We start from the raw sequence: 20,205 nt of genomic DNA on the forward strand, positions 1-20,205 counted from the left end.
AAATCCGCCATACATACAGCAAGACTATGGGCAAAGCCATCACCATCTGTGCCCTCTATATCCGAGAGCCTCCGCCATGTGCGCTTTCAATATTTGTTCGCAACCCTCTATATCAGCTATTGTCCTGGCGACTCTCAAAAGTCTTGAATGAGCTCGCATAGACAAAGATAATTTTTCAGTCGCCTTTGCAAGAATTCGCATAGCATCATCGCTGCACTCAGACTTACCCCTGAACTCAGAGTCGCTAATATTAGCGTTTAAAAACTCAAGACTATCTGGCACTCCGTATCTTCGTTGTTGAATAGCTCTTGCGGCTATAACTCTTGAACGTATCACATCGCTTTTCTCTTCTTTTCCGATTGATGATATAAGGGCGTTCTTAGTCTGAAATATGTCAATAGATATATCTATTCTGTCGAGAAACGGGCCAGACAACTTTCTTTTATACTGATCTGCGCACTCCGGAGACTGACGACATTGTTTTTCTTTATCTCCAAAATACCCACACCTGCACGGGTTCATTGCCGCTATAAGCTGAAATCTTGCAGGATATGATATATGAGCATTTGCTCTTGATATAATAGCCTCTCCAGATTCCATTGGCTGTCTAAGTGCTTCCATAGCTCCGCGAGAAAATTCCGCCAACTCATCTAAAAACAAAATGCCACCATGAGCCAAAGAAACTTCTCCAGGAACGGCATATATCCCCCCGCCTATCATAGACACTGTAGACGCCGAATGGTGTGGACTTCTGAACGGCCGCTTTCTTGCCAACCTTCCGATAGCTCCTACCTGCGCAACGCTATTAATCATCGTAACTTCAAGAGATTCTCTCGCCGTCAGAGGAGGAAGTATCGTTTGCATACGAGCTGCCAGCATAGACTTTCCTATACCCGGTTGCCCAATCATAAGAACGTTATGCCCTCCTGCTGCCGCTATTTCAAGAGCGCGCTTAGCAATATTCTGTCCCTTTACATCTGAAAAATCTTTATCAAATGAAATAAGAGACTCTGCTTCGCGAGCAGGGGCGCTAAGAACTTGGGCTCCTTTAAAGTGATTAGCGATCTCTATGATATGTTTCGACGCTATGACTTCCAGATTGCCTGCCCACACGGCCTCCCCGCCACATTCATAAGGACAGATAAGCCCTTTCTCGCTCTCCAGAGCACGCAAAGCCGTTGATAAAACCCCGTGAACAGGGACTATTCTTCCATCAAGCGAAAGCTCTCCTATAGCAATATACCGAGACAGATCGCTGTCAACCGCGCCAAGAGAAGACAGAAGGCACAACGCTATCGGCAGGTCGTAATGGCTTCCCTCTTTTTTTATATTGGCTGGAGATAAATTGACCGTGATTTTCTTGGACGGAAGCGCTATCCCAATAGCATGCAGAGCTGCCTTTATCCTTTCCCTTGATTCGCTCACAGCCTTGTCAGGAAGCCCAACAACAGAAAAGCTCGGGAGTCCTGGGCTTATCATTATCTGCACATCTATCGGCACAGCCTCTATTCCCTGAAAGCAAACCGTTTGCATAATCACCTCTCTGAACGCAACCAATATCGACAGTCCATCTATATATTTGACGCACGACTACTAATAAATAAATCTGTTTTTCTTGTTTGTAAAGGGCTAAAAGACTGCGATTTTTGTATTTTATTTTACATTTTATGCAATTATTAGTAAAATTTACACCAAAAATCTTTTTCTTATTTAAACCGCGCGCCAGATAGATTTATATTTTTCTAAATGTTAGCATGGTCGCAATAGTTCGTGTGTATTTGTGATTGTGATGTGTTCAATTATGATAAAATTTGCTCAGCTTTGTCTAAATCAGGGAAACGTTGGGTTTTTGAGGACGTCAACGAGCGCGATATCCTGCACCTGAAGCAGAAATTCAATGTTTCAGATCTGTCCGCCTCAATAGCCCTTAGGCGCTCTTCGTCCGTTCAAGAATGCGAAGAAATGTTCTTCCCTACCATAAAGGAGTTGCTCCCAGATCCAAGCGTGCTTCCTGACAGCGAGCATGCATTTGAATTTGTCTATAATGCACTGCTCGACAAGCGAAAAATGGCCGTTTGGGGAGATTATGACGTTGATGGGGCTTGCTCTGCAGCTCTTTTGATAAAATACTTTAGCTCAATTGGCATAGGAATGACCCCTTATATCCCGGACAGGTTCCAAGAAGGGTATGGACCAAATCAACACGGATTACAACAGTTGAAAAACGACGGGGTTTCAGTTGTTTTCGTCGTAGACTGCGGCACAACAGCTTTCGATCCACTGGAATGGGCAAAATCTAATGGAATAGATGTAATAATCATAGATCACCATAGGGTTGGTTCATCCCACCCTAAGTGTGAAGCGTTCATAAATCCAAAAAGAATGGATTGCGAATGCTCTGACTCGATAAAAAATTTATGCGCAGGCGGGCTTGTATTTCTTTTTCTGGTTGGGCTGAACAGATATCTAAGAAATTCTAGTTACTTCGAAGATATAGACGAACCGAACATGATGCTTCTCATGGATATCGTTGCTCTCAGCACTGTTTGCGATATGGTTTTAATTAAGGGCTTAAACCGAGCCATGGTTAAGCAAGGCCTGAAAGTTATGAGGTGCAGAAAAAATCCCGGAATAAGCGCTTTGTTTGATATAGCCAGAGTTAAGGAAAGTCCAACATTCAGTCACCTTGGGTATGCTCTTGGTCCGAGAATAAATGCAGGAGGGAGAATAGGCGATTCTTCCCTTGGTGTAAAGCTTCTTTCTTCCAAGGACTATATCGAGGCTATGAGATTTGCCAGGCAATTGAACGATCTGAATCAAGAAAGACAAAGAATAGAAAAGTACGTAGAACAACAAGCTTCCATACAAGCCATAGAACAAAAAGATAGACCTTTCATATTTGCTGTCGGAGAAGGCTGGCATGAGGGCGTCATGGGAATAGTTGCCGGAAGGCTTAAGGACGCTTTTTACAAGCCCTCTCTTGCGATAACAATTATTGGAGATTCAGCAAAAGGGTCAGCAAGGTCTATACCAGGCCTAGACATAGGACAGCTCATACATGAAGCGTACGAACAGAGAATTTTGTCTAACGGAGGCGGACACTTTATGGCCGGCGGGTTTCGGCTTGAGAAAAAAAATTTAAAATCTTTCGAAACATTTGCAGAACAATTTTTTTTTACAAATAGACCAACCGATACCATTCCATTAATAAATTTAGATGGAGCCATTTCCCTACAAACTCTGAGAAGCGGAGAATTTTTGCAATCAATAGAAATTATGGAGCCGTTCGGAGTTGGGTATCCGATACCCAAATTTCTAATATCTGATGTGCGTTTCGAAGATGTAATACAGATTGGAGGCGGCCACTTTAATGTTAAGATAGTTCAGCTGGATGATAAAAAGCACTCAGCGGTGTGTTTCAGAGCTGTTGGAAACTCCATAGGAGAGTGGCTGCTAAACAATAAGTCCGAATTAGCAAGCTGCGTCGTGAGCGTATACGTTGACAAAAAGATGGGGCTAAGCAAGGCGCACCTAGTTCTGGAAGACGTGATGTAGCGCAAAACGACAGCTATGCTGGAAATAGCGCAAAACGATAAACGAAACTAGGCGCAAAATCCCGCCGAGTCACATAACAATACCACACATCAACGACTCCAGAACCACGCCCAGTCCCTCGAAGGAAGCCCGCCAGCCCCCTCCCCTCCGAGCAGCAAACATATCTAAGTTTTTTCCACACCCACTCTAACTTGCCACCGAGCAAACAGATCCAGACGCAAAGAAGCCCACCGCAGCAAACAAGGTCTCTTTTAAATAAAATTTATATCTTCGGGGCGACTACTGCAGACGTAATGGAAGTTACATTGCTTCCGGTGACCTGTTGTTGCGCCATGTGCTTTCTCGCATCATCTGGGTCGCTCATAACATATCCTCTGCCCCATATAGTAGCTATATAGCACAGACCGTCATCACCCATTATGTCAACCAACTTTTTCCTTATTTTGCACATAAACACATCTATAATCTTTGCTTCGGGCTCTTCTAACCCGTTATACAGATAGTTTATAAACGCTTCCTTGGTTATGGTGGTCCCCCTTCTCAACATTAAAAGCTCAAGGATTTTATACTCTTTACCAGTCAAAACCAACGGCGTAGATCTAACATCAACTGTTTTCGCATCAAGATTCAGAGAAATTTCTCCAACAGTTATTACAGATGATACATGCCCCTCGGATCTTCTAACAAGAGCCTTTATTCTCGCTATTAGCTCCTGCCTGTGAAAAGGCTTGGTCATGTAGTCATCAGCGCCAAACCCCAGAGCCTTGACTTTTTCTTCTATATCTTGCATGCCGGACAATATGAGTATGGGAGCTCGAATAGCAGACTCTCTTATTTTCTGTAAAAGCTCATGCCCGTTTATATCAGGCAAATTAAGGTCAAGTATTATAGCATCGTAACTATATATTTTCCCTATCTCAAAGCCTTCTTCTCCAGATAAGGTGACGTCACACACAGCCTGCTCTGCACTTAGCATTGTCTTTATTGTTTCGGCTGTAGTTGGCTCATCCTCTATTATCAAAATCTTCATATTACCCTAGCTCCCCAAAAATTTGACGAAATCGCTCTACCCGATTGTTTTATACAAAAAAACACCTAAAAAACTCCTAACAAATCAGGCGCTAACGACCACACAAAGATCTAATCGTATTCCAGCGAATTGTCGCAAAATTTTGTTCAAAAGTCCATAAAAATCAATACAATTGCCATCATAGTTATAAAAATTCCTTATAGGTTACAAAAGATATTTGCAAAAGACGCTGCAAGTATAACATGATAGCAACTTTTAGGCCGCATTTATTTTCTGATTTTTAGATAACAAAAGTCATTCTTGCAAAAGCCGGTAAACCCTGGAACAAAAATAGCCACGGCGATATACACGCTAATATCATGAATACTTGTATCAAATCACGGACTTGGTCAGATAATATTTTTTCCTATTTTCTGACAACTTCTCCGTTGCATATCTAAGCATAGTTCTTGGCATTAGACGGGAGTTACGCGCCAAAAACAGCTCAAGTTGCCCTTGGTTTTGTTTTCCGGCCTCACGAAGCATCCAGCCAACAGCTTTATGCACAAGGTCTTGCTTGTCGCTCAGCAACAGCGCAGCAATTTTGAATGTCCACTCCAAGTCTCCGCGTCGTATGAAATACCACGTTGCGACGATTGAAATTCTCCTCTCCCACAAGCTATCGGATTCTGCAAATTTTTCTAGTAAGTAACGATCTTTATCAAAAAGATGCGCTCCTATAATGGTGTGAGCAGACATATCGACAAGGTTCCAATTATTAACGTAAAATATATTGTCTTTATAAAATTGATAAATTGCGTCTCTCTGTTGAACTGGTGCTGTTTTATATTTTTCAGTCAATATTACAAGAGCGAGCAGGCGTTCTTCGTTCATCGCAGAGCGCATTAGAAAAATCAGATTTTCGAACGAAATATGCATAAATTCCTTTGCAATTTTCCTAATAGCAGGAACGCGAACACCAAGAAATCTGTCATGTTCAGCATAATCGCCCACACCTGTTTTAAATAGAGAAGACACAATGTGTGGCGTAGAATCTATCGATTCTACTAAGACTTTTCGTATTGTTTGAAGCATACTATGCATTGCGATTCTCGTGGTCGATCAGCCACCTTTTTCTCGCCACGCCGCCACCATATCCGCCGATATTTCCATTGCTGTTAACTATACGGTGACATGGAATAGCAATCGCTATTTGATTGAAGCCGTTTGCGTTTGCGACCGCGCGGTAAGAAGTAGGGCTGCCAATGGCTTCTGCTTGACTTTTATACGTTCTCGTTTGTGCATAGGGAACCCGAGAAAGATGCTCCCAAACAAGAATCTGAAATGGACTCCCCAAAGGACGTAACGGAGTCTTAAAGTCTGTCAAATTCCCATCGAAATATAATTCGAGCTCTCTAGCAATAGACTCGATCGGCTTTGTTTCTCCTGATACGATATGCGCATTCAATTTTTTCTCTAGTTTCTCGAATTTACCACCCATGCGGCATCCATCAAGAAACTCCAGAAAACATACATACTCGCTGTCGGAAACCACAACCATAGGACCAAGAACAGTGCTTATGCAGGATTTTGTCAGCTCCGAATTTTGGCCAAGCCCAACAGGCCAAGCAATCATGACTTTAGAAAAATCTCCCACACACCCATAGACTTATACTACTTATAAAGACTTTATTCAATCCATACAATCCCTCTTTCAAATTTACTTTCTAAATCTATTGTTCATCATCATGTAACATTATAGGGTTTTCTATAGGGCGCATCGCATAAAGAAACAGCATATTTTTCTGTCTTTATAAAAGAGTGAGTAATAGCTATGAACTCTTTTTTACTAACCTACAAGAGAATCTATTATTTTCAGCAGAACTGAAATATGGTCAGTCAATTTATACAATAAAGGAATCTTGGTCAACACCCCATAACACTGATATAGAAAAGCTAAAATCAGTTATTGCAAATATCATCGCTTCAAGTGACTCACTGAGGTTTTTTTACTTTTATGATTTGCAGGACAATTGTCTCAAAAAAAGATATCTACCACATATCCAATGAGGACAAGTGAAGATTTTTCATTTGATATGACTGACAATTTACTGTTTGTTGCGGGTATTTATGAATAGCTAGAAAGTAAATATCAAAACTGCAGTTTTATCGTAGTTTATTAGATGGTTGGTCTGTTAGTAAATTGATAGAAAAATCTCCGCTTTATATAACAACCAAGCTGTGAACCAAGTCATTAAATATATCAGCCATGATAATCCCGTGTGTATCCATTCAGTTATCAATGAAGACTCCTTGCAACACTAGAAAAAGACCGGAGAAAAGTTATCCTCAAAAACCTGGCGGAGAGAGAGGGATTCGAACCCTCGATACGCTATAAAACGTATGACGGTTTAGCAAACCGTTGCCTTCAGCCACTCGGCCATCTCCCCCCTCAGCGCAAGTAAGAGCGCCACTTGGTCGAATTTAACATTAATACTAAGATCTGGCAACTCTCTACGGAACAAACACATTTCGTACAGTATTTTAAAGTTTATGTGCAAACAATAGGTCTTTTGCCGATACCTGAACAGCCCGTCTTAGGGGCAGAAAAAGGAATAACGCTCGATATAGAAGGGCCGCTAAGATGTATTCCAAGCCTTGCCGCAACTCTTTGGTAATGAACAAAAGGATCACATTGGCCAGAGAGAATGTGAGTTCCCCCAATTATATCTCCAGTATCAATATCTTCCAAGCAAAACGTCTCTGGGGAAATTTCCCCTGTCAGTATAAACTCAGAGTCTTCATTAATTCCTTTCCCTATGCAGAATGTTATTTCCAGGAGATAGAACCCTATACCTATAAAAAGCCCCCTAAGAAGGCTGGTAGCATGAGACACAATCGAAGCTACCTCATCAAGGTCATCGTGATCAAGCAAAGAAAAAGACAGTATGTTTCCCTCACTTATCGGCTGCCCTTTGCAGGTTGCGCCCAATTCGTCTCGGTTGTTGTCTAGAAAATAGTCTATAGCTAGTTTATCAAGCCGTTTTCCTTCTTGAATTCCATACCTTTTAGCAAACTCTCCAATCGCAGCCGTTCTCGCCACTACACTTATTCCAACGCTATCACATTGGCTAACGACTGACTCCCTCATATTTAAAGCTTTAAAAAAGTGGTTCTCAACTCCAAGAATGCGGAGCTTGGAGAATAAAAGCGCAGAAATTCTGTTCACTACCGCTCCTTTCCCTATGATAGCTTCAGACCTTCCAGTAAAGGCGCATCTATACGTATCGGTAAAATAGTGAAGCAATTTAGAAGGCGCAGAATGCTCATAAATGATTTTTCCAGGCATTTCGTATAAAACTTTTCCTCTATTCATTGGCGGCGCCATTGTTAACAGAACAGTTGAAATTATACTTCCTTGAAAAAGTCAAAGCAACTATTTTTTTCTAATTACAGAAATAATGTTCTCATGAAAAACAAACACCAGCACTACAAAAAAAGAAAATTATCTTAATTTTAATGTTTTATTGCAAAAATTGTCGCATATATTTATAGAAAACTAAGGCGAATTATGAGCAAGAAGGTATATTTACTAATCGCTATCATTGCGTTGCTCTATTGGTGCGAAGGTACATCGATAGCGGCAGGAAATGAGGACGAAGTTAATGAACAAGAGAACAAACAATCGTCGGTTCTGAAAGGAGTGATCGGAGATGCGGTTAAGCAAATTTCAAACGAATTAGCTCACGAAATTACAAAACCATTTTCGTGCCCAGATATACACGTAAAGTGCAAAAATGGCGAAGAAACAACTGTCCACCAATATGGAATACCGTGCAGGCCTAAAAAAGGAACTCTTGAAAAAGCAGAAAAATCATGCGACAGCAAAGGCGGTCTTTCCGGTACAACTGGCGGAGGAGACAATAAGCTTCACAAGGGATTTTTAAAGACCACAAAAAATGCAGCGAAATCCGCCGTGTCCTGCCCAGATGGAAATGTAACGTGCGAAGACGGAACCGTCATCAAGGTACATCAGTTTGGAATTACATGTAAACCGAAAGACAACGATCTCTCTTCAGCAAGACAAAAGTGCAATAAAAGTCATGGAGGGATTTCTGAAGAACATTTCGGGAAGCATTTTATAACACATGCATCAAAACTATTCCATAAGAAAAGCAAAAACCAAAAACGCGACCACGCTAATCAAGAAGTTGTCTATGAAGACGAAAGTGAAGATGAAAGCCAGGAACTAATTTCGCAGCAAAATCAAGATTCTACTCAGCAACAAAATATTTCAGAGAAGCAACCTCGTCACTCTAAAACCTCTCAACAACAAAATATTTTAGAGAAGCAACCTCGTCACCCTAAAACCTCTCAACAACAAAATATTTTAGAGAAGCAACCTCGTCACCCTAAAACCTCTCAACAACCACCACAGATTCAAGAACAAAACGCTGATCAGCAAAGCTACCAGATGGAATACCAACCATTACAAATATATCCGTCAGCATATCCAACACTAACCGCTCCTCAATACCCCAGCATTCAGAATTTTGATTATCCAGTATATGAACAGAGTTCGTATGAACAACAGGATCATCAATATCAAACCGCGGAACCACAAACCGTTCAGCAACCAAAAAAGAAGAAAAAGAAAAATGATCTTCCGACTCAACAACAGCAAGAAGAAACTCAGAGTGAAAGAGTGGCTCCTGAATACTTACAGCAGAACATGGTTCCTCAACAAGGAAACACGTTTATCACAGAGCAATATAGGATTGTAAACCAGTCACCGGTGAAAAGTAGCAGCATAAAGAGGACCAGGAAAAAGAGAAAAAACAGTTCCAGAGTGAATAAAAACGGCGTCAATAAAAACAGTACGAATAAAAAAAAAACACCCCGCCTAAAAGACGGCAGAAAAAACAAACACGACAGTTAAAGAAGAAAGTATCCAGAACGAAACGCAAGATAAAAAACTTTAATAGAAGGAAAAAGAAATTCCCTCTGTATACATAAAATAAAAAGAAACGCCAGCCCGCCTGATGCGCGAGCTGGCATCGTCTATATGACAACAGACAGCAATGGTAGGCCCTACAGGAGTCGAACCTGTGACACCCTGATTAAAAGTCAGGTGCTCTACCAACTGAGCTAAAGGCCCACACAGGTGAATGATAATTGCTTAGCGTCTTAAGGTCAATGATTTAGCATTCTGTTAGTAAATCTTTCCTCAATCATATAAACCTTCTGGCTGTTTTTGTCGACGTTGAGCACAAGAGACACAAATATCCTACTAAAAAGCGCTCTCATCCCGTCTCCATCGAATATAGCGCTTACAATCCCCTCAGGTTGTGATATGTCTTTAACCAATATGTCCTTGAGAGGAATTCCATCTTTCTTGGCCACAATATCTTTCGCCTTTTTTATAGCGTCTGACATACCTCCCATTTCATCTACCAACATCAGCTTTTTTGCCTGCTCACCGGTCCATACACGTCCTTTAGCAGATTTTCTTGCTTCATCGAATTTTATCTTTCTCCTATACGAGACAAGACTTAAAAATCTCTGATATGTACTGTCTATGTGGCTCATCATCTTTTTTATGCCTTCTTTAGTGAACCCTCTGTTAGAGCTACTCATAAATGTATGCTCGGATAGCTTATAATGATCAACACTTATCCCCATAGCAGATAATAGACCAGACAAGTCGAACTTACCTGAAAACACACCTATTGATCCAGTAATTGTTGATGGCTCAGCGAATATATAGTCTCCAGCAAGCGATATAAGATACCCTCCGGAAGCTGCGTAATTTCCCATAGACACTATAACTGGCACGCCACCTACTCTATATTTCTCGATAGCGCCATATATCTCCTCTGAAGCAACTGCATCTCCTCCCGGACTGTCAACTCTTATCACAATAGCTTTTATGCTTTTATCTTCAGCTACTTCCTCAAGCTTTTCTATAATGTCAGCCGCGAATATACCGTTTCCAAAACCCCTGTTGCTTCCTCCAACAATCTCTCCTGATAAAGACATAACAGCTATACACGGAATTCCGCTTTTTCCAATCATTACTGTGGGTTTTATACTCTTTCTTGAATTACCAGCTTTAACTGACTTAGCATAGCTTACCTCTGACACGACATCTTCTGAGAATTTTTTTCTTAACTCTTCTTCTAACTCATACTGCAGTCTTACAGAATCAACAAATTTCATCTCAAGAGATTCGATGGATGTGTATGGTCCATTTCTCAGAAATTTGAATACATCTTTTATATTATGCTTTCCACGGGAGACTCTCGCATCTTCTAACAGGTCATTTGCAACATTGTTTTCCATGGATGTGAGAATGGACGAGATTGCTTCTCTGTTATGCTTGGACATATCGCTTCTTGTATATGGTTCTATAGCAGACTTATACTCTTCCCTTCCGAAGAACTCCGGGTTGACTCTGATTTTGTTAAACATGTTTTTAAAAAACAGCATTTCTATTCCAAACCCGTTTACTCCAAGCCCTCCAACTGGTTGTACACATATATGAGATGCTGCACTTGCAAGGTAATAAGACATATTTCCGCCTGATACATCACCAATTGATGGAGAAAAAAAGTAAACAGGCTTCTTCTTTTTCACTATACTTATGAATTTTCTAAGCTCCTGAGTCTGCGCCATGCCAAAAGGATACGACCTGCACGTTATGTAAACACACCTAATTTTATCTTCAGTAGCAGCCTTTTCTAAAACGTTAATCAGCTGGAAGAAAGAAAGTCTGCAGTCGCCTAAAAAAGCTGCAACAGGATTTTGAGGTCCCTCATGGTCCAACACATTATCCAAATCAATTTTTAGTATACATGGCTTTTTTACTTCGTCTGGTTTACAGACTTTATGTAGAAATACAAATGCAGTGGCAACAGAAATCAGACCTATCAAAAAAGTTATCTTTTTAAAAAACCTCCACAGAAAGCCTAGATATTTTAACAAGAACCTCAGAAAAGCATTCATAAGAGTTACACCTCCTCACAAACATTTGAAGTATCTATCATCTTCATACCAACTATGTGATATCCACAGTCTACATGCAATATCTCTCCTGTAATACCGCTAGCCATATCGCTTAGAAGAAATACAGCGGCTTTCCCAACGTCATCAATAGTAACGTTTCTTCTGAGAGCTGAGTTATTCTGGTTCCACCGAAGGATATGTCGGAAATCTCCAATTCCAGATGCTGCAAGTGTTTTTATGGGACCAGCAGAGATAGCGTTTACCCTTACTCCATCAGATCCTAAGTCGCTTGCTATGTACATTACGCTAGCCTCCAGTGCTGCCTTAGCTATAGCCATACAATTGTAGTGCGGAACAACCTTCTCTGCCCCATAATAACTCATAGTTAACAAACTCGCTCTAGGGGATAAGTAATTTCTCGAGGCTCTTGCTATATCGGTAAATGAAAAACAGGAAATTTCTAAAGTATTGTTAAAATTCTCTCTTGATGTGTATAGATACTCGTTCCTAAGCTCATCTTTATCAGAAAAAGCAATTGAGTGTACTATAAAATCTATTTTTCCGAATTTTTTTCCTATCTCTTCGAAAATTGTGTCAACGCGCGCTTCATTTAAGACATCACACTCGAAAATTCCGATAGCATTAACTTGTTTTGCAAGAGGTTCTATTCTCTTTTTTATAGCCTCGTTCTGATAAGTTAGTATCAGTTTTGCTCCTTGAGAAAACGCGTTTTCTGTTATTCCCCATGCAATCGACATGCTGTTTGCTATTCCGAATATGACTCCTACTTTGTCTTGTAAAATTCCAGCTTGCAAACTCATTATATGTGCCCTTTCTTTTATATAAGGATATAAGGTAACCATAAAAGATGCTAGTAAAAGCTTTTGATTTTGTAAACATATATAATTCTGTGGAAAAAGCTTGTAGTTAGGAGTTTATCAACATACTATAGTTTGTTTTATCCTTTCGTTTCCTAAGAGTTCAAATGCCTTGTGTTGATATGTTGAAATTTTGTTTGTGGTGTTACCGATTGTTATCGTATGTGTTGATGGGTGTGCAATAAGAGGTTCTTGCCGCATATTTCCACATATATCGTCAGTGTTTTGAGTTTCTATTTGAGTTTGTTACATATGATGAAAAAGGAAGGTCGCGTGTTATCATCTCTATGTGTATAGCCTTTATCGTTTTCGCTGTTGCGTCTAAGAGGGTCTTTACATCACTTTCTGTATTAATAGAGGGGATGAAGCTATCTCCTATCCCATCTATGTTGACTAGTATACCTGGGTAGCTTATTTTGCAAACGTTATACACTATTTGCTTGTCAAACCATATGTACGGCGAGCTTGAAACGACAGCATAGGATCCATACTCTATTCTGTATTTTTTACTTCTTTGGTTGTATATCCAAGAGTGTATAGCATCACTTTTAGAACCATATTCATCTTTTCTTGTATTTATTACATCTATTTCTACTAACTGTTTCTTAGCATCTTCGTTTATGTGATCCCTTATTATATTTCTAGCGGCTTGTTTTATTTTTTCGTTTATATGTAATACAAATATTTTGCAAATGTGTCCTTTTTCTTTCTGGATTTTTATGGCTAACTTTTTAAGAGAACATATCTGACTTTTTAGTATCTCTGGGTTATATACAAATAGAAGTATTCCTTTATACTCTGAGTTTGGAGCTTCAACGGATTTGGTCATGTGAAGATCTCTAGAACATATGTCGTATATATATTTATACTGTTTTGCTGAAGCCAGTCTTGGGTATTTAGCTTTTTTATTTCTCGTTTCGTCATATATCCATGAGTAATTCTTATATTTTCTTCCAGTTAATATTTGAGATATGTACTTTATGTGTTGAGACTTTGACACAAACCTAAAACCATGAGCTTGCTCTTTGTGAAACTTTTTTGTATGCAATCCAGTAGCGTATAAAAGGTCTACTACTGGCCGTGTTATCCTCTTTTTATCGTCTATAAACAAAAGACGCATTTCTTCTTGTTGATGTATAACTATACGAGGCCATAAGAATAAAGCCGCGATTCCGACCGCTATCCAGCTGTCTGTTCTATCAAGTATTCCTCCGTGCCCTGGAAAAGCTTTGCTTGTATCTTTTATTCCAGCTCTTCTTTTCATGTAAGATTGTGCTAGGTCTCCAATCTGTGCAAAAATACTCAAAGCTGTACAAACCGCGACTATATAGACGGGTTTTATTATAATTCCACTCGTTTTTGTTTTTCCTATAATAAGAATTATTGAACATATAAAAGAAGCAGTTATTACTGCGCAAATAAATCCAGAAACAGTTTTGTTTGGGCTAATAGTAGGACATAATTTTTTCCCCCCTAAAATATTTCCGAAGAAGTATGCAGATACATCAGAAATTACTGCTATAAGAAAAACAGCAACAACCTGATACATTCCTGATGACAAAAATACCTTAACAAACCCGAAATACCCAACAACTATTGCAATAGCAAGATGCGCAAAAAGGTATAGACTAATTTTCAGTCTACGAAACAGTATAAACAACTCTACAATTGCTGATGTTCCAAGTAGAAATAGGACAGCATATAGTGCTATGTTGCTGTATAGATCATAGATTGGGTAGAAAACTGCGAAGGCGGCGAGAAAAAAGAAAGAAGTAGCTACTCTCTCACGCAAGTCCTTAAATCTGTTGGTTTCGCTGAACTTATGCGACATTTCCAAATCTTCTCGACCTTTTGGAAAAATCATTAACAGCTTTTTCTAGTTCGCCTTCATCAAACTCTGGCCAGTGTTTCGCAGAAAAATACAGTTCTGAATATTCCATTTGCCATAATAAAAAACCGCTTACCCTTTGCTCTCCGCTTGTCCTTATTATTAAATCCGGGTCAGAAACCCCGCTAGTGTCGAGATATGAGGAAATAAGGGACTGGTTTATACATTCAACAGATACTGTGCCGCTTTTGATATCCTCCGATATCTTTTTTACTGCTCGAGTTATTTCGTCTCTTCCTCCATAACTTATAGCTACCTGAAATATTAGTTTGCTGTTATCTTTTGTCTCTTCCTCGGCTTTTCGCACGAGGTTCTGTAACTTTTCAGAAAGATCTAACCTGTTTCCTATAACCCTGAACTTAATTCCTTCCTTTGCCATCTCCTTTGTCTCTTTCCTGAGATATGTTTCAAAGAGGTTCATAAGACCTCCGACTTCCTCATAAGACCTTTTCCAATTTTCTGTGGAAAAAGCGAACACTGTAAGGCAATCTATTCCGAATTTTGGACACGATTCAACTATCTTTCTTAGCGTTTTTGCTCCCTCTGTATGTCCAAACAAGCTTGGTTTGCCAAGAGACTTTGCCCACCTTCTGTTTCCATCCATTATTATAGCAACGTGCATATTTTTTCATTCGATATAGTTATAAGAGACTTATAAATGAATGCTGTTCAAAAATCTATAGAGACATTCACGCAAAGCTATGTAACTCGAAGAAACATATTACTAAAATAACTGATGTTGCAGATGAAAATGTACATGTGGAATAGGTGTATCTCTATGAAAATTTTGTATAAAACAGCTTGAAAATAAATCAATTTAGTAGTATAAGTATTAAGAACTAGGTTTTAAAGAAACATTAAAGGAAACATTATGAATAGACGAGTTTTAGCGTTTTTAGGTATGTGTGTGTTAACTGCAAATGAGGATGCTGCCTTCTCTATGAAGCTGTGGGGCGGCAGTCTGCTTCAGCGGGATCTGCAGAATTCTGACAACAGCAGTAGAGTTTCTACTTCTCTTATGTCGATTTTTATTGGCAATAAAAACATTATAGAGATTAATAGAAGGCTGGAAATAGAAAGCTTAAAGAAAGAATTAGAAGAATCTAAGAAAAATTACAACATACTGCTTGAAAGAGAAAAAGGGCTGGAAAAAAATTTACAGGAAAAAGATCTTGAAATACAAAAGTTGACTCTAGAGGTTACTCAATCGAAAGACCGAGAACAAGGCTTTTTTTTGCAAGATGAGAAAAACAAAAAACAGATAGAGCTCATAGAAAGTGAAAATTACAAAAAAGTAACAGCTCTTCAGCAAAAATTGGATAAAATTTTAAAAGAACGAGGGGCAGATGACATATCCGACAGTTATAGCGCGTATAGCGGTAAGGGCAGGGAAGCCAACCTTACGTCTGCTAAAAGCGTAATTAGCAGTTCCAAGACAACTCGCAGCGGGATAAACAACGATAAGGCTGCGCAACAAAAAGAAATGAAAAAAATGGAAGAAAGTATAACATGCTTAACAAAACAGTTGAAAGACAAAGAGGAGTATCAGAAATCTTTAAGCACTCTTTTTTCTAACCAGATTAATGAGCTCAAAAAAGCAAAGGCAGATCTGGAAATAAGAATTGTTATACGAGAACAATCGGAGAATACATACAAAAAAAAGGTTGCGGATTTGCAGGCTGAGCTTAGTAAGGAAAAAGAGTTTAATAAAAAGTGTAAAAAACAGCTGGAGAACTTTGAGCAGCAATACCAATCTAACGCGCAGTAGACTATATTTTGATAAAGGGACATTTGGCGATGATGACTATGACGCAATTCGAAAAAACTGAAACAAACAATAGTTTTATGTGAAAGGCGCGCGAATGATCACAAAAAGTAGAGGTTAGGTTGTTATGACAGTTTTTGCATGTTTCTGGCGTTGTTTGATAACATATGTCCGGAGTGTGCCGTTTTGGTGTGCGTGCGTACATGGATCAGAAGGTTGTTTTGCGGGATTGTGAGTGCAATCGGGAATGTCTGGTGAAGATGGCTTCATCTGCTGTGAAAAAAGAAGGTGAGGCTATTTCTTCGTTTGCTAGAGATGTTCCGGTTGAAATAGCGGATGTTATTTCTGTTATAGCAGATACGAAAGGTCGCGTTATCACGAGCGCGGTTGGCAAAAGTGGATATATAGCAAAGAAGATGGCAGCTACGCTCTGTGCGGTTGGTGCTCCGTCGTTCTTCATACATCCGACAGAAGCTGTACATGGAGACATGGGAGCTATATGCGATAACGATGCTCTTGTGATTATATCTAATTCTGGCGAAACAGCTGAGCTATTTGAGATATGTCGTTTTGCAAAAGGTAGGAAGATTACCATAATAACGATCACGTCTGGCTGCGAAAGTTTTCTTGCTGCTGTGGCGGACATAACGCTACTTATTCCTAAATCTGAGGAAGTCTGCTCTACGGGACTTCTTCCAACAACGTCTGCGGCTCTTACAAACTCTGTTTGTGATGCAATAGCCGTTTGCGTTGGTTACATAAAGGGGTTTGATAAAGGTTCGTATAGGGAGAGACACATTGGAGGAAGGATAGGGAAAATACTACTGTCTGAATAGAAAAAGCACGATGAGGCCGTTGAGAAAGCGTTAGTTAATGATATTTTGACAGTAGAGTGTTGTTTTTCATACCATATTGTACGGCATCTTGTTAGATCATATTATATTTTTCGCTAAATTTGAGAACTTTGTTTTCTGACCGTCATAGTGAAGCTGTACAGTGGATATGGGACCATGGCGTTGTTTTGCTATTATAATCTCCGCTATGTTGTGTATCTCTGCCATTTGCTTTTGCCACGATATCATTTTTTCAGATCCTTCTAAAGGCTTTTTCCTGGACTCGTAATATTCCTCTCTGTATATAAACATAACGACGTCTGCATCCTGCTCTATTGTGCCAGATTCTCTTAGATCGGCAAGCTGTGGCCTTTTATCATCCCTTTGTTCTACTGCTCGAGAAAGCTGAGAAAGAGCTATAACAGGCACATTAAGCTCTTTTGCTATTGCCTTTAGCCCGCGGGTGATTATAGAAAGCTCTTGAACTCTGTTCTCGCCAAATGAACCAGCGCTTATCGTCATCAATTGCAAATAATCGACAACTATGAGTCCAAGTCCCTCTTTGCGCATCATTCTTCTGGCTTTTGTCCTGAGGCTAGTTATCGATAGTGCGGGAGAATCATCTATTATAAGCGGCATAGAAGACAGTTCTCGAGCAACATCTATAAACAATGGAAGATGAGTTTTTTCTATGGCTCCTCGACGGATTCTATCAGAAGATACCCCTGTTTCTTGCCCAAGAAGACGCATAGCTAGCTGGCTTGCTGACATTTCAAGTGAGAAAAACGCTACCGTTGCGCCTCCGCCGTTATCTCCACGCATTTTAGCGCGCGCAGCATTAAACGCTATATTGGTAGCTAATGAGGTTTTTCCCATTGACGGTCTCCCGGCGATTATTATAAGGTCCGACTCATACAATCCCCCAAGTAATTTATCGAGTGCTATAAAGCCTGTGGTGACCCCGACTACGTGGCTATCCCGACTGAATGCGGACTCCGCTGCTACAACAGCTTGTTCCATCGCGTTTCCGATATGTATGAAGCTTCTCTCGTCTCTGTTAGCGCTTAGATTAAAAAGTTTCTGCTCTGCTGATTCTAGCTGCTCTTTATAACTTGGCCCGTCAATCTCATATTTCTTTGCGTCTTCTGCTATGTCTATTCCTATGGTAATTAGTTCGCGTCTTGCATACATATCGTAAATTTGTTCAGCATAATCTCGTATGTTTCGTACTGGAAACAGCATAGCTCCAAGTTCTGCAAGGTATTCCTGCTCTCCGCTATCCTCATCTGATGAGCCTTTGAAATATTGCGCAAGAGTTATCGGAGTTGCTACGTGATTCTTGCTTATAAAAAGCGAAATGGCTTTGAATATTTTTGCGTGCAAAGGGTTATAGAAATGCTCTGGACGAAGAGAGTCGGGAATCATTTCATGAGAGGAGTTATCGTACAACAAAATACTGAGCAAGGCTTGTTCGATTTCGTTGCTAAATGGTATTTTCCCAGTTGTTATCTCTGATTGCATTATCTGTTGTTATTTGGTGTGCGATAGATTTCCGACTTAATGCTATTATCAAGCCTTAAAAAACTCAACACACATTGTTTAAATATCCTTAAAATAAGGCATATGATAGGACACAATTTAGAGTGGAGAATACTTTCAATGACCGAATATTATCAGTATAATCAGCCACATCCGTAGTTGTTGGCTGCTAGTGTGTGACGGTTTCTGATGTCTGTAATGAGGTAGGTGGGCTTTTTGCTGATCAGGAAACTCCTGGACATGGAGATATTTCTGAGTTTGGGGAGGCTACCCTGTTTCCTGTTGCTCGTTCTCAAAAAAAGCCTCACTATTTGGGGCATAGACGGCGCCTTAGAGAAAGGTTTTTAAAGGCTCCTCGCAGTGTTCCAGATTACGAGGTGTTGGAGATGGCGCTGTATCTCGCATATCCGCGCAAAGACGTGAAACCGCTTGCAAAGGATCTTTTGGATAAATTTGGAAGTTTGCAAAGAGTTGTATCTGCCAGCATAGCTCAGCTTCATGAGCTTGGCGCTACTGGTGCAGCTCCTGCGTTTGCTCTTTTGAAAGAATTATCTAGAAGGCTTGCAGAGGAGGAAATTAGAAGCGCGCCTCTTTTAAATAATTCTGAAAGGGTTGTGAATTATTGTAGGATCACCATGGCGCACCTTCCAGTTGAGCAATTCTGTATAATGTTTCTGGATAAAAAATACTATTTGATATCTGATGAAGCTCAAAGTTTAGGAACAATAGATCAGACATCGCTTTATCCAAGAGAGGTTATGAAGCGAGCGCTTGAACTTAATGCAGTTGGGGTAATTATGGTTCACAACCACCCGTCCGGCGACCCGTCTCCATCAAATGCAGATATAGAGATAACAAAATTGTTGAGCATTTCGTTGGCAGCAGCTGGAATAAAGATTTTAGACCATTTCATAATAGGCAAATATGCTCACTTCTCATTCAGAGAAAACGCGCTTTTGCCTGTTTAGCAGCGTGGCTATGCCTTTTTTGTTTTATTTTGCTATCATGCATGCTGCGGTTATTTTTACAGTGCAATCGTGATGAAAATTGTAATTGGTCTTGGAAACCCAGGAGAGCAATACGAAAACACAAGACATAATGCTGGATTCATGGCTGCCGACTCTGTGTGCTTGCGCTATTCTTTACCAGCGTTTTCGATGAAGGGACAAACTATGATTTCTTCTGGAGAAATTGAAGGAGAAAGAGTATACATATTAAAGCCAATTTCTTTCATGAATCTTTCTGGATCTGCTATAGCTCCGTTAATCTCTATGAACAAAATTTCAAATAAAGATGTTATCGTTATGCATGATGACTTAGACATAGAATGTGGAAAAGTTAAGGCGAAAATGGGAGGAAGCAGCAGAGGGCATAATGGTTTGCGCGACATAGATCGCGTTATTGGAAGTGATTACTATAGAGTTAGAATAGGGATAGGTAGGCCAGCTCTCAAACCTCTTGTGTCTTCTTACGTCCTTAGCAGGTTTTCGGACGACCAGATGGAAAAGATAAACTCAGCTATAGATGAAATTTCTGAGAACATATCGAAGATTTTACACGGAAATATAAATGAATTCGTGAAAGCCGTTGGCAAAATGCAACTGTAATTTTCTGATGTTAGAATTTTTTTGTAGTCGCATGGAAGTAGAGTGTGGTTATGATTTTGGGTACTGTGGAAAAATTTTCCATTTTTTGATATCAGTCTATTTGTGATTTTGTGCGGTGCAGAATAG

The 20,205-nt window shown here is 39.9% G+C and carries 16 protein-coding genes and 2 tRNA genes; 6 read left to right on the forward strand and 12 right to left on the reverse strand.

Annotation, left to right across the window (positions count from 1 at the left end; translation table 11 throughout):
- Positions 1–39: 39 nt before the first annotated feature.
- Complete coding sequence (locus HYD_RS02740) at positions 40–1,533, reverse strand: YifB family Mg chelatase-like AAA ATPase (RefSeq protein WP_236864704.1); 1,494 nt, start codon at positions 1,531–1,533, stop codon at positions 40–42.
- Between the two features lie 258 nt (positions 1,534–1,791).
- Between HYD_RS02740 and recJ the strand changes: the two genes are divergently transcribed.
- The gene (gene recJ / locus HYD_RS02745; protein ID WP_236864705.1) at positions 1,792–3,555 is read left to right on the forward strand and encodes a single-stranded-DNA-specific exonuclease RecJ; all 1,764 of its coding nucleotides are present in this window, start codon (positions 1,792–1,794) and stop codon (positions 3,553–3,555) included.
- A 262-nt stretch (positions 3,556–3,817) separates the two neighbouring features.
- Here recJ and HYD_RS02750 read toward each other — a convergent pair whose 3' ends face one another.
- The 5 genes from HYD_RS02750 to HYD_RS02770 form a co-directional block, all read right to left on the reverse strand.
- On the reverse strand, positions 3,818–4,585 hold the full coding sequence (locus tag HYD_RS02750) for a response regulator transcription factor (protein ID WP_236864706.1): 768 nt from the start codon (positions 4,583–4,585) through the stop codon (positions 3,818–3,820).
- 372 nt (positions 4,586–4,957) lie between these two features.
- A complete protein-coding gene (locus tag HYD_RS02755; protein WP_236864707.1) occupies positions 4,958–5,659 on the reverse strand; it encodes a DNA alkylation repair protein in 702 nt (233 codons plus the stop codon).
- 1 nt (position 5,660) lies between these two features.
- Positions 5,661–6,221 carry a methylated-DNA--[protein]-cysteine S-methyltransferase gene (locus HYD_RS02760; RefSeq protein WP_236864708.1) on the reverse strand — a complete coding sequence of 187 codons (561 nt, stop codon included), beginning with the start codon at positions 6,219–6,221 and terminating at the stop codon, positions 5,661–5,663.
- Positions 6,222–6,922: 701 nt separating this feature from the next.
- Positions 6,923–7,014, reverse strand: a tRNA-Ser gene (locus HYD_RS02765).
- Between the two features lie 101 nt (positions 7,015–7,115).
- Positions 7,116–7,940, reverse strand: a complete 825-nt coding sequence (locus tag HYD_RS02770) for a phosphoribosylaminoimidazolesuccinocarboxamide synthase (RefSeq protein WP_236864709.1) — start codon at positions 7,938–7,940, stop codon at positions 7,116–7,118.
- A gap of 195 nt (positions 7,941–8,135) precedes the next feature.
- Here HYD_RS02770 and HYD_RS02775 point away from each other — a divergent pair, with 195 nt between their 5' ends.
- Positions 8,136–9,503, forward strand: coding sequence for a hypothetical protein (locus HYD_RS02775; RefSeq protein ID WP_236864710.1), 1,368 nt, complete (start codon positions 8,136–8,138; stop codon positions 9,501–9,503).
- Between the two features lie 143 nt (positions 9,504–9,646).
- On the opposite strand, the gene HYD_RS02780 is transcribed toward HYD_RS02775, so the two are convergent.
- The 5 genes from HYD_RS02780 to uppS form a co-directional block, all read right to left on the reverse strand.
- Positions 9,647–9,722 (reverse strand) — tRNA-Lys (locus tag HYD_RS02780).
- A gap of 35 nt (positions 9,723–9,757) precedes the next feature.
- Positions 9,758–11,497: a signal peptide peptidase SppA gene (sppA, locus tag HYD_RS02785; protein WP_236864711.1), complete on the reverse strand. Its 1,740-nt coding sequence runs from the start codon at positions 11,495–11,497 to the stop codon at positions 9,758–9,760.
- A 77-nt stretch (positions 11,498–11,574) separates the two neighbouring features.
- Complete coding sequence (locus HYD_RS02790; RefSeq protein WP_236864713.1) at positions 11,575–12,390, reverse strand: enoyl-ACP reductase FabI; 816 nt, start codon at positions 12,388–12,390, stop codon at positions 11,575–11,577.
- Between the two features lie 274 nt (positions 12,391–12,664).
- Complete coding sequence (locus HYD_RS02795) at positions 12,665–14,311, reverse strand: phosphatidate cytidylyltransferase (protein ID WP_236864715.1); 1,647 nt, start codon at positions 14,309–14,311, stop codon at positions 12,665–12,667.
- Positions 14,268–14,957, reverse strand: a complete 690-nt coding sequence (gene uppS, locus HYD_RS02800; RefSeq protein WP_236864717.1) for a polyprenyl diphosphate synthase — start codon at positions 14,955–14,957, stop codon at positions 14,268–14,270. Before uppS ends, HYD_RS02795 begins: the two co-directional genes overlap by 44 nt.
- Before the next feature lie 249 nt (positions 14,958–15,206).
- On the opposite strand from uppS, the gene HYD_RS02805 reads away from it, so the two are divergent.
- Positions 15,207–16,103: a coiled-coil domain-containing protein gene (locus tag HYD_RS02805; protein ID WP_236864719.1), complete on the forward strand. Its 897-nt coding sequence runs from the start codon at positions 15,207–15,209 to the stop codon at positions 16,101–16,103.
- Between the two features lie 188 nt (positions 16,104–16,291).
- Positions 16,292–16,936, forward strand: coding sequence for a KpsF/GutQ family sugar-phosphate isomerase (locus HYD_RS02810; RefSeq protein WP_236864721.1), 645 nt, complete (start codon positions 16,292–16,294; stop codon positions 16,934–16,936).
- A 96-nt stretch (positions 16,937–17,032) separates the two neighbouring features.
- On the opposite strand, the gene HYD_RS02815 is transcribed toward HYD_RS02810, so the two are convergent.
- Positions 17,033–18,454, reverse strand: a complete 1,422-nt coding sequence (locus HYD_RS02815; protein ID WP_236864723.1) for a replicative DNA helicase — start codon at positions 18,452–18,454, stop codon at positions 17,033–17,035.
- A 194-nt stretch (positions 18,455–18,648) separates the two neighbouring features.
- Here HYD_RS02815 and radC point away from each other — a divergent pair, with 194 nt between their 5' ends.
- Together radC and pth are read left to right on the forward strand one after the other, a co-directional pair.
- On the forward strand, positions 18,649–19,440 hold the full coding sequence (radC, locus tag HYD_RS02820; protein WP_236864725.1) for a RadC family protein: 792 nt from the start codon (positions 18,649–18,651) through the stop codon (positions 19,438–19,440).
- 72 nt (positions 19,441–19,512) lie between these two features.
- Positions 19,513–20,079 carry an aminoacyl-tRNA hydrolase gene (pth, locus tag HYD_RS02825; protein ID WP_236864730.1) on the forward strand — a complete coding sequence of 189 codons (567 nt, stop codon included), beginning with the start codon at positions 19,513–19,515 and terminating at the stop codon, positions 20,077–20,079.
- Positions 20,080–20,205 lie beyond the last annotated feature (126 nt).

Source organism: Candidatus Hydrogenosomobacter endosymbioticus (assembly GCF_021654655.1).
GTDB lineage: Bacteria > Pseudomonadota > Alphaproteobacteria > Holosporales > GW7 > Hydrogenosomobacter > Hydrogenosomobacter endosymbioticus.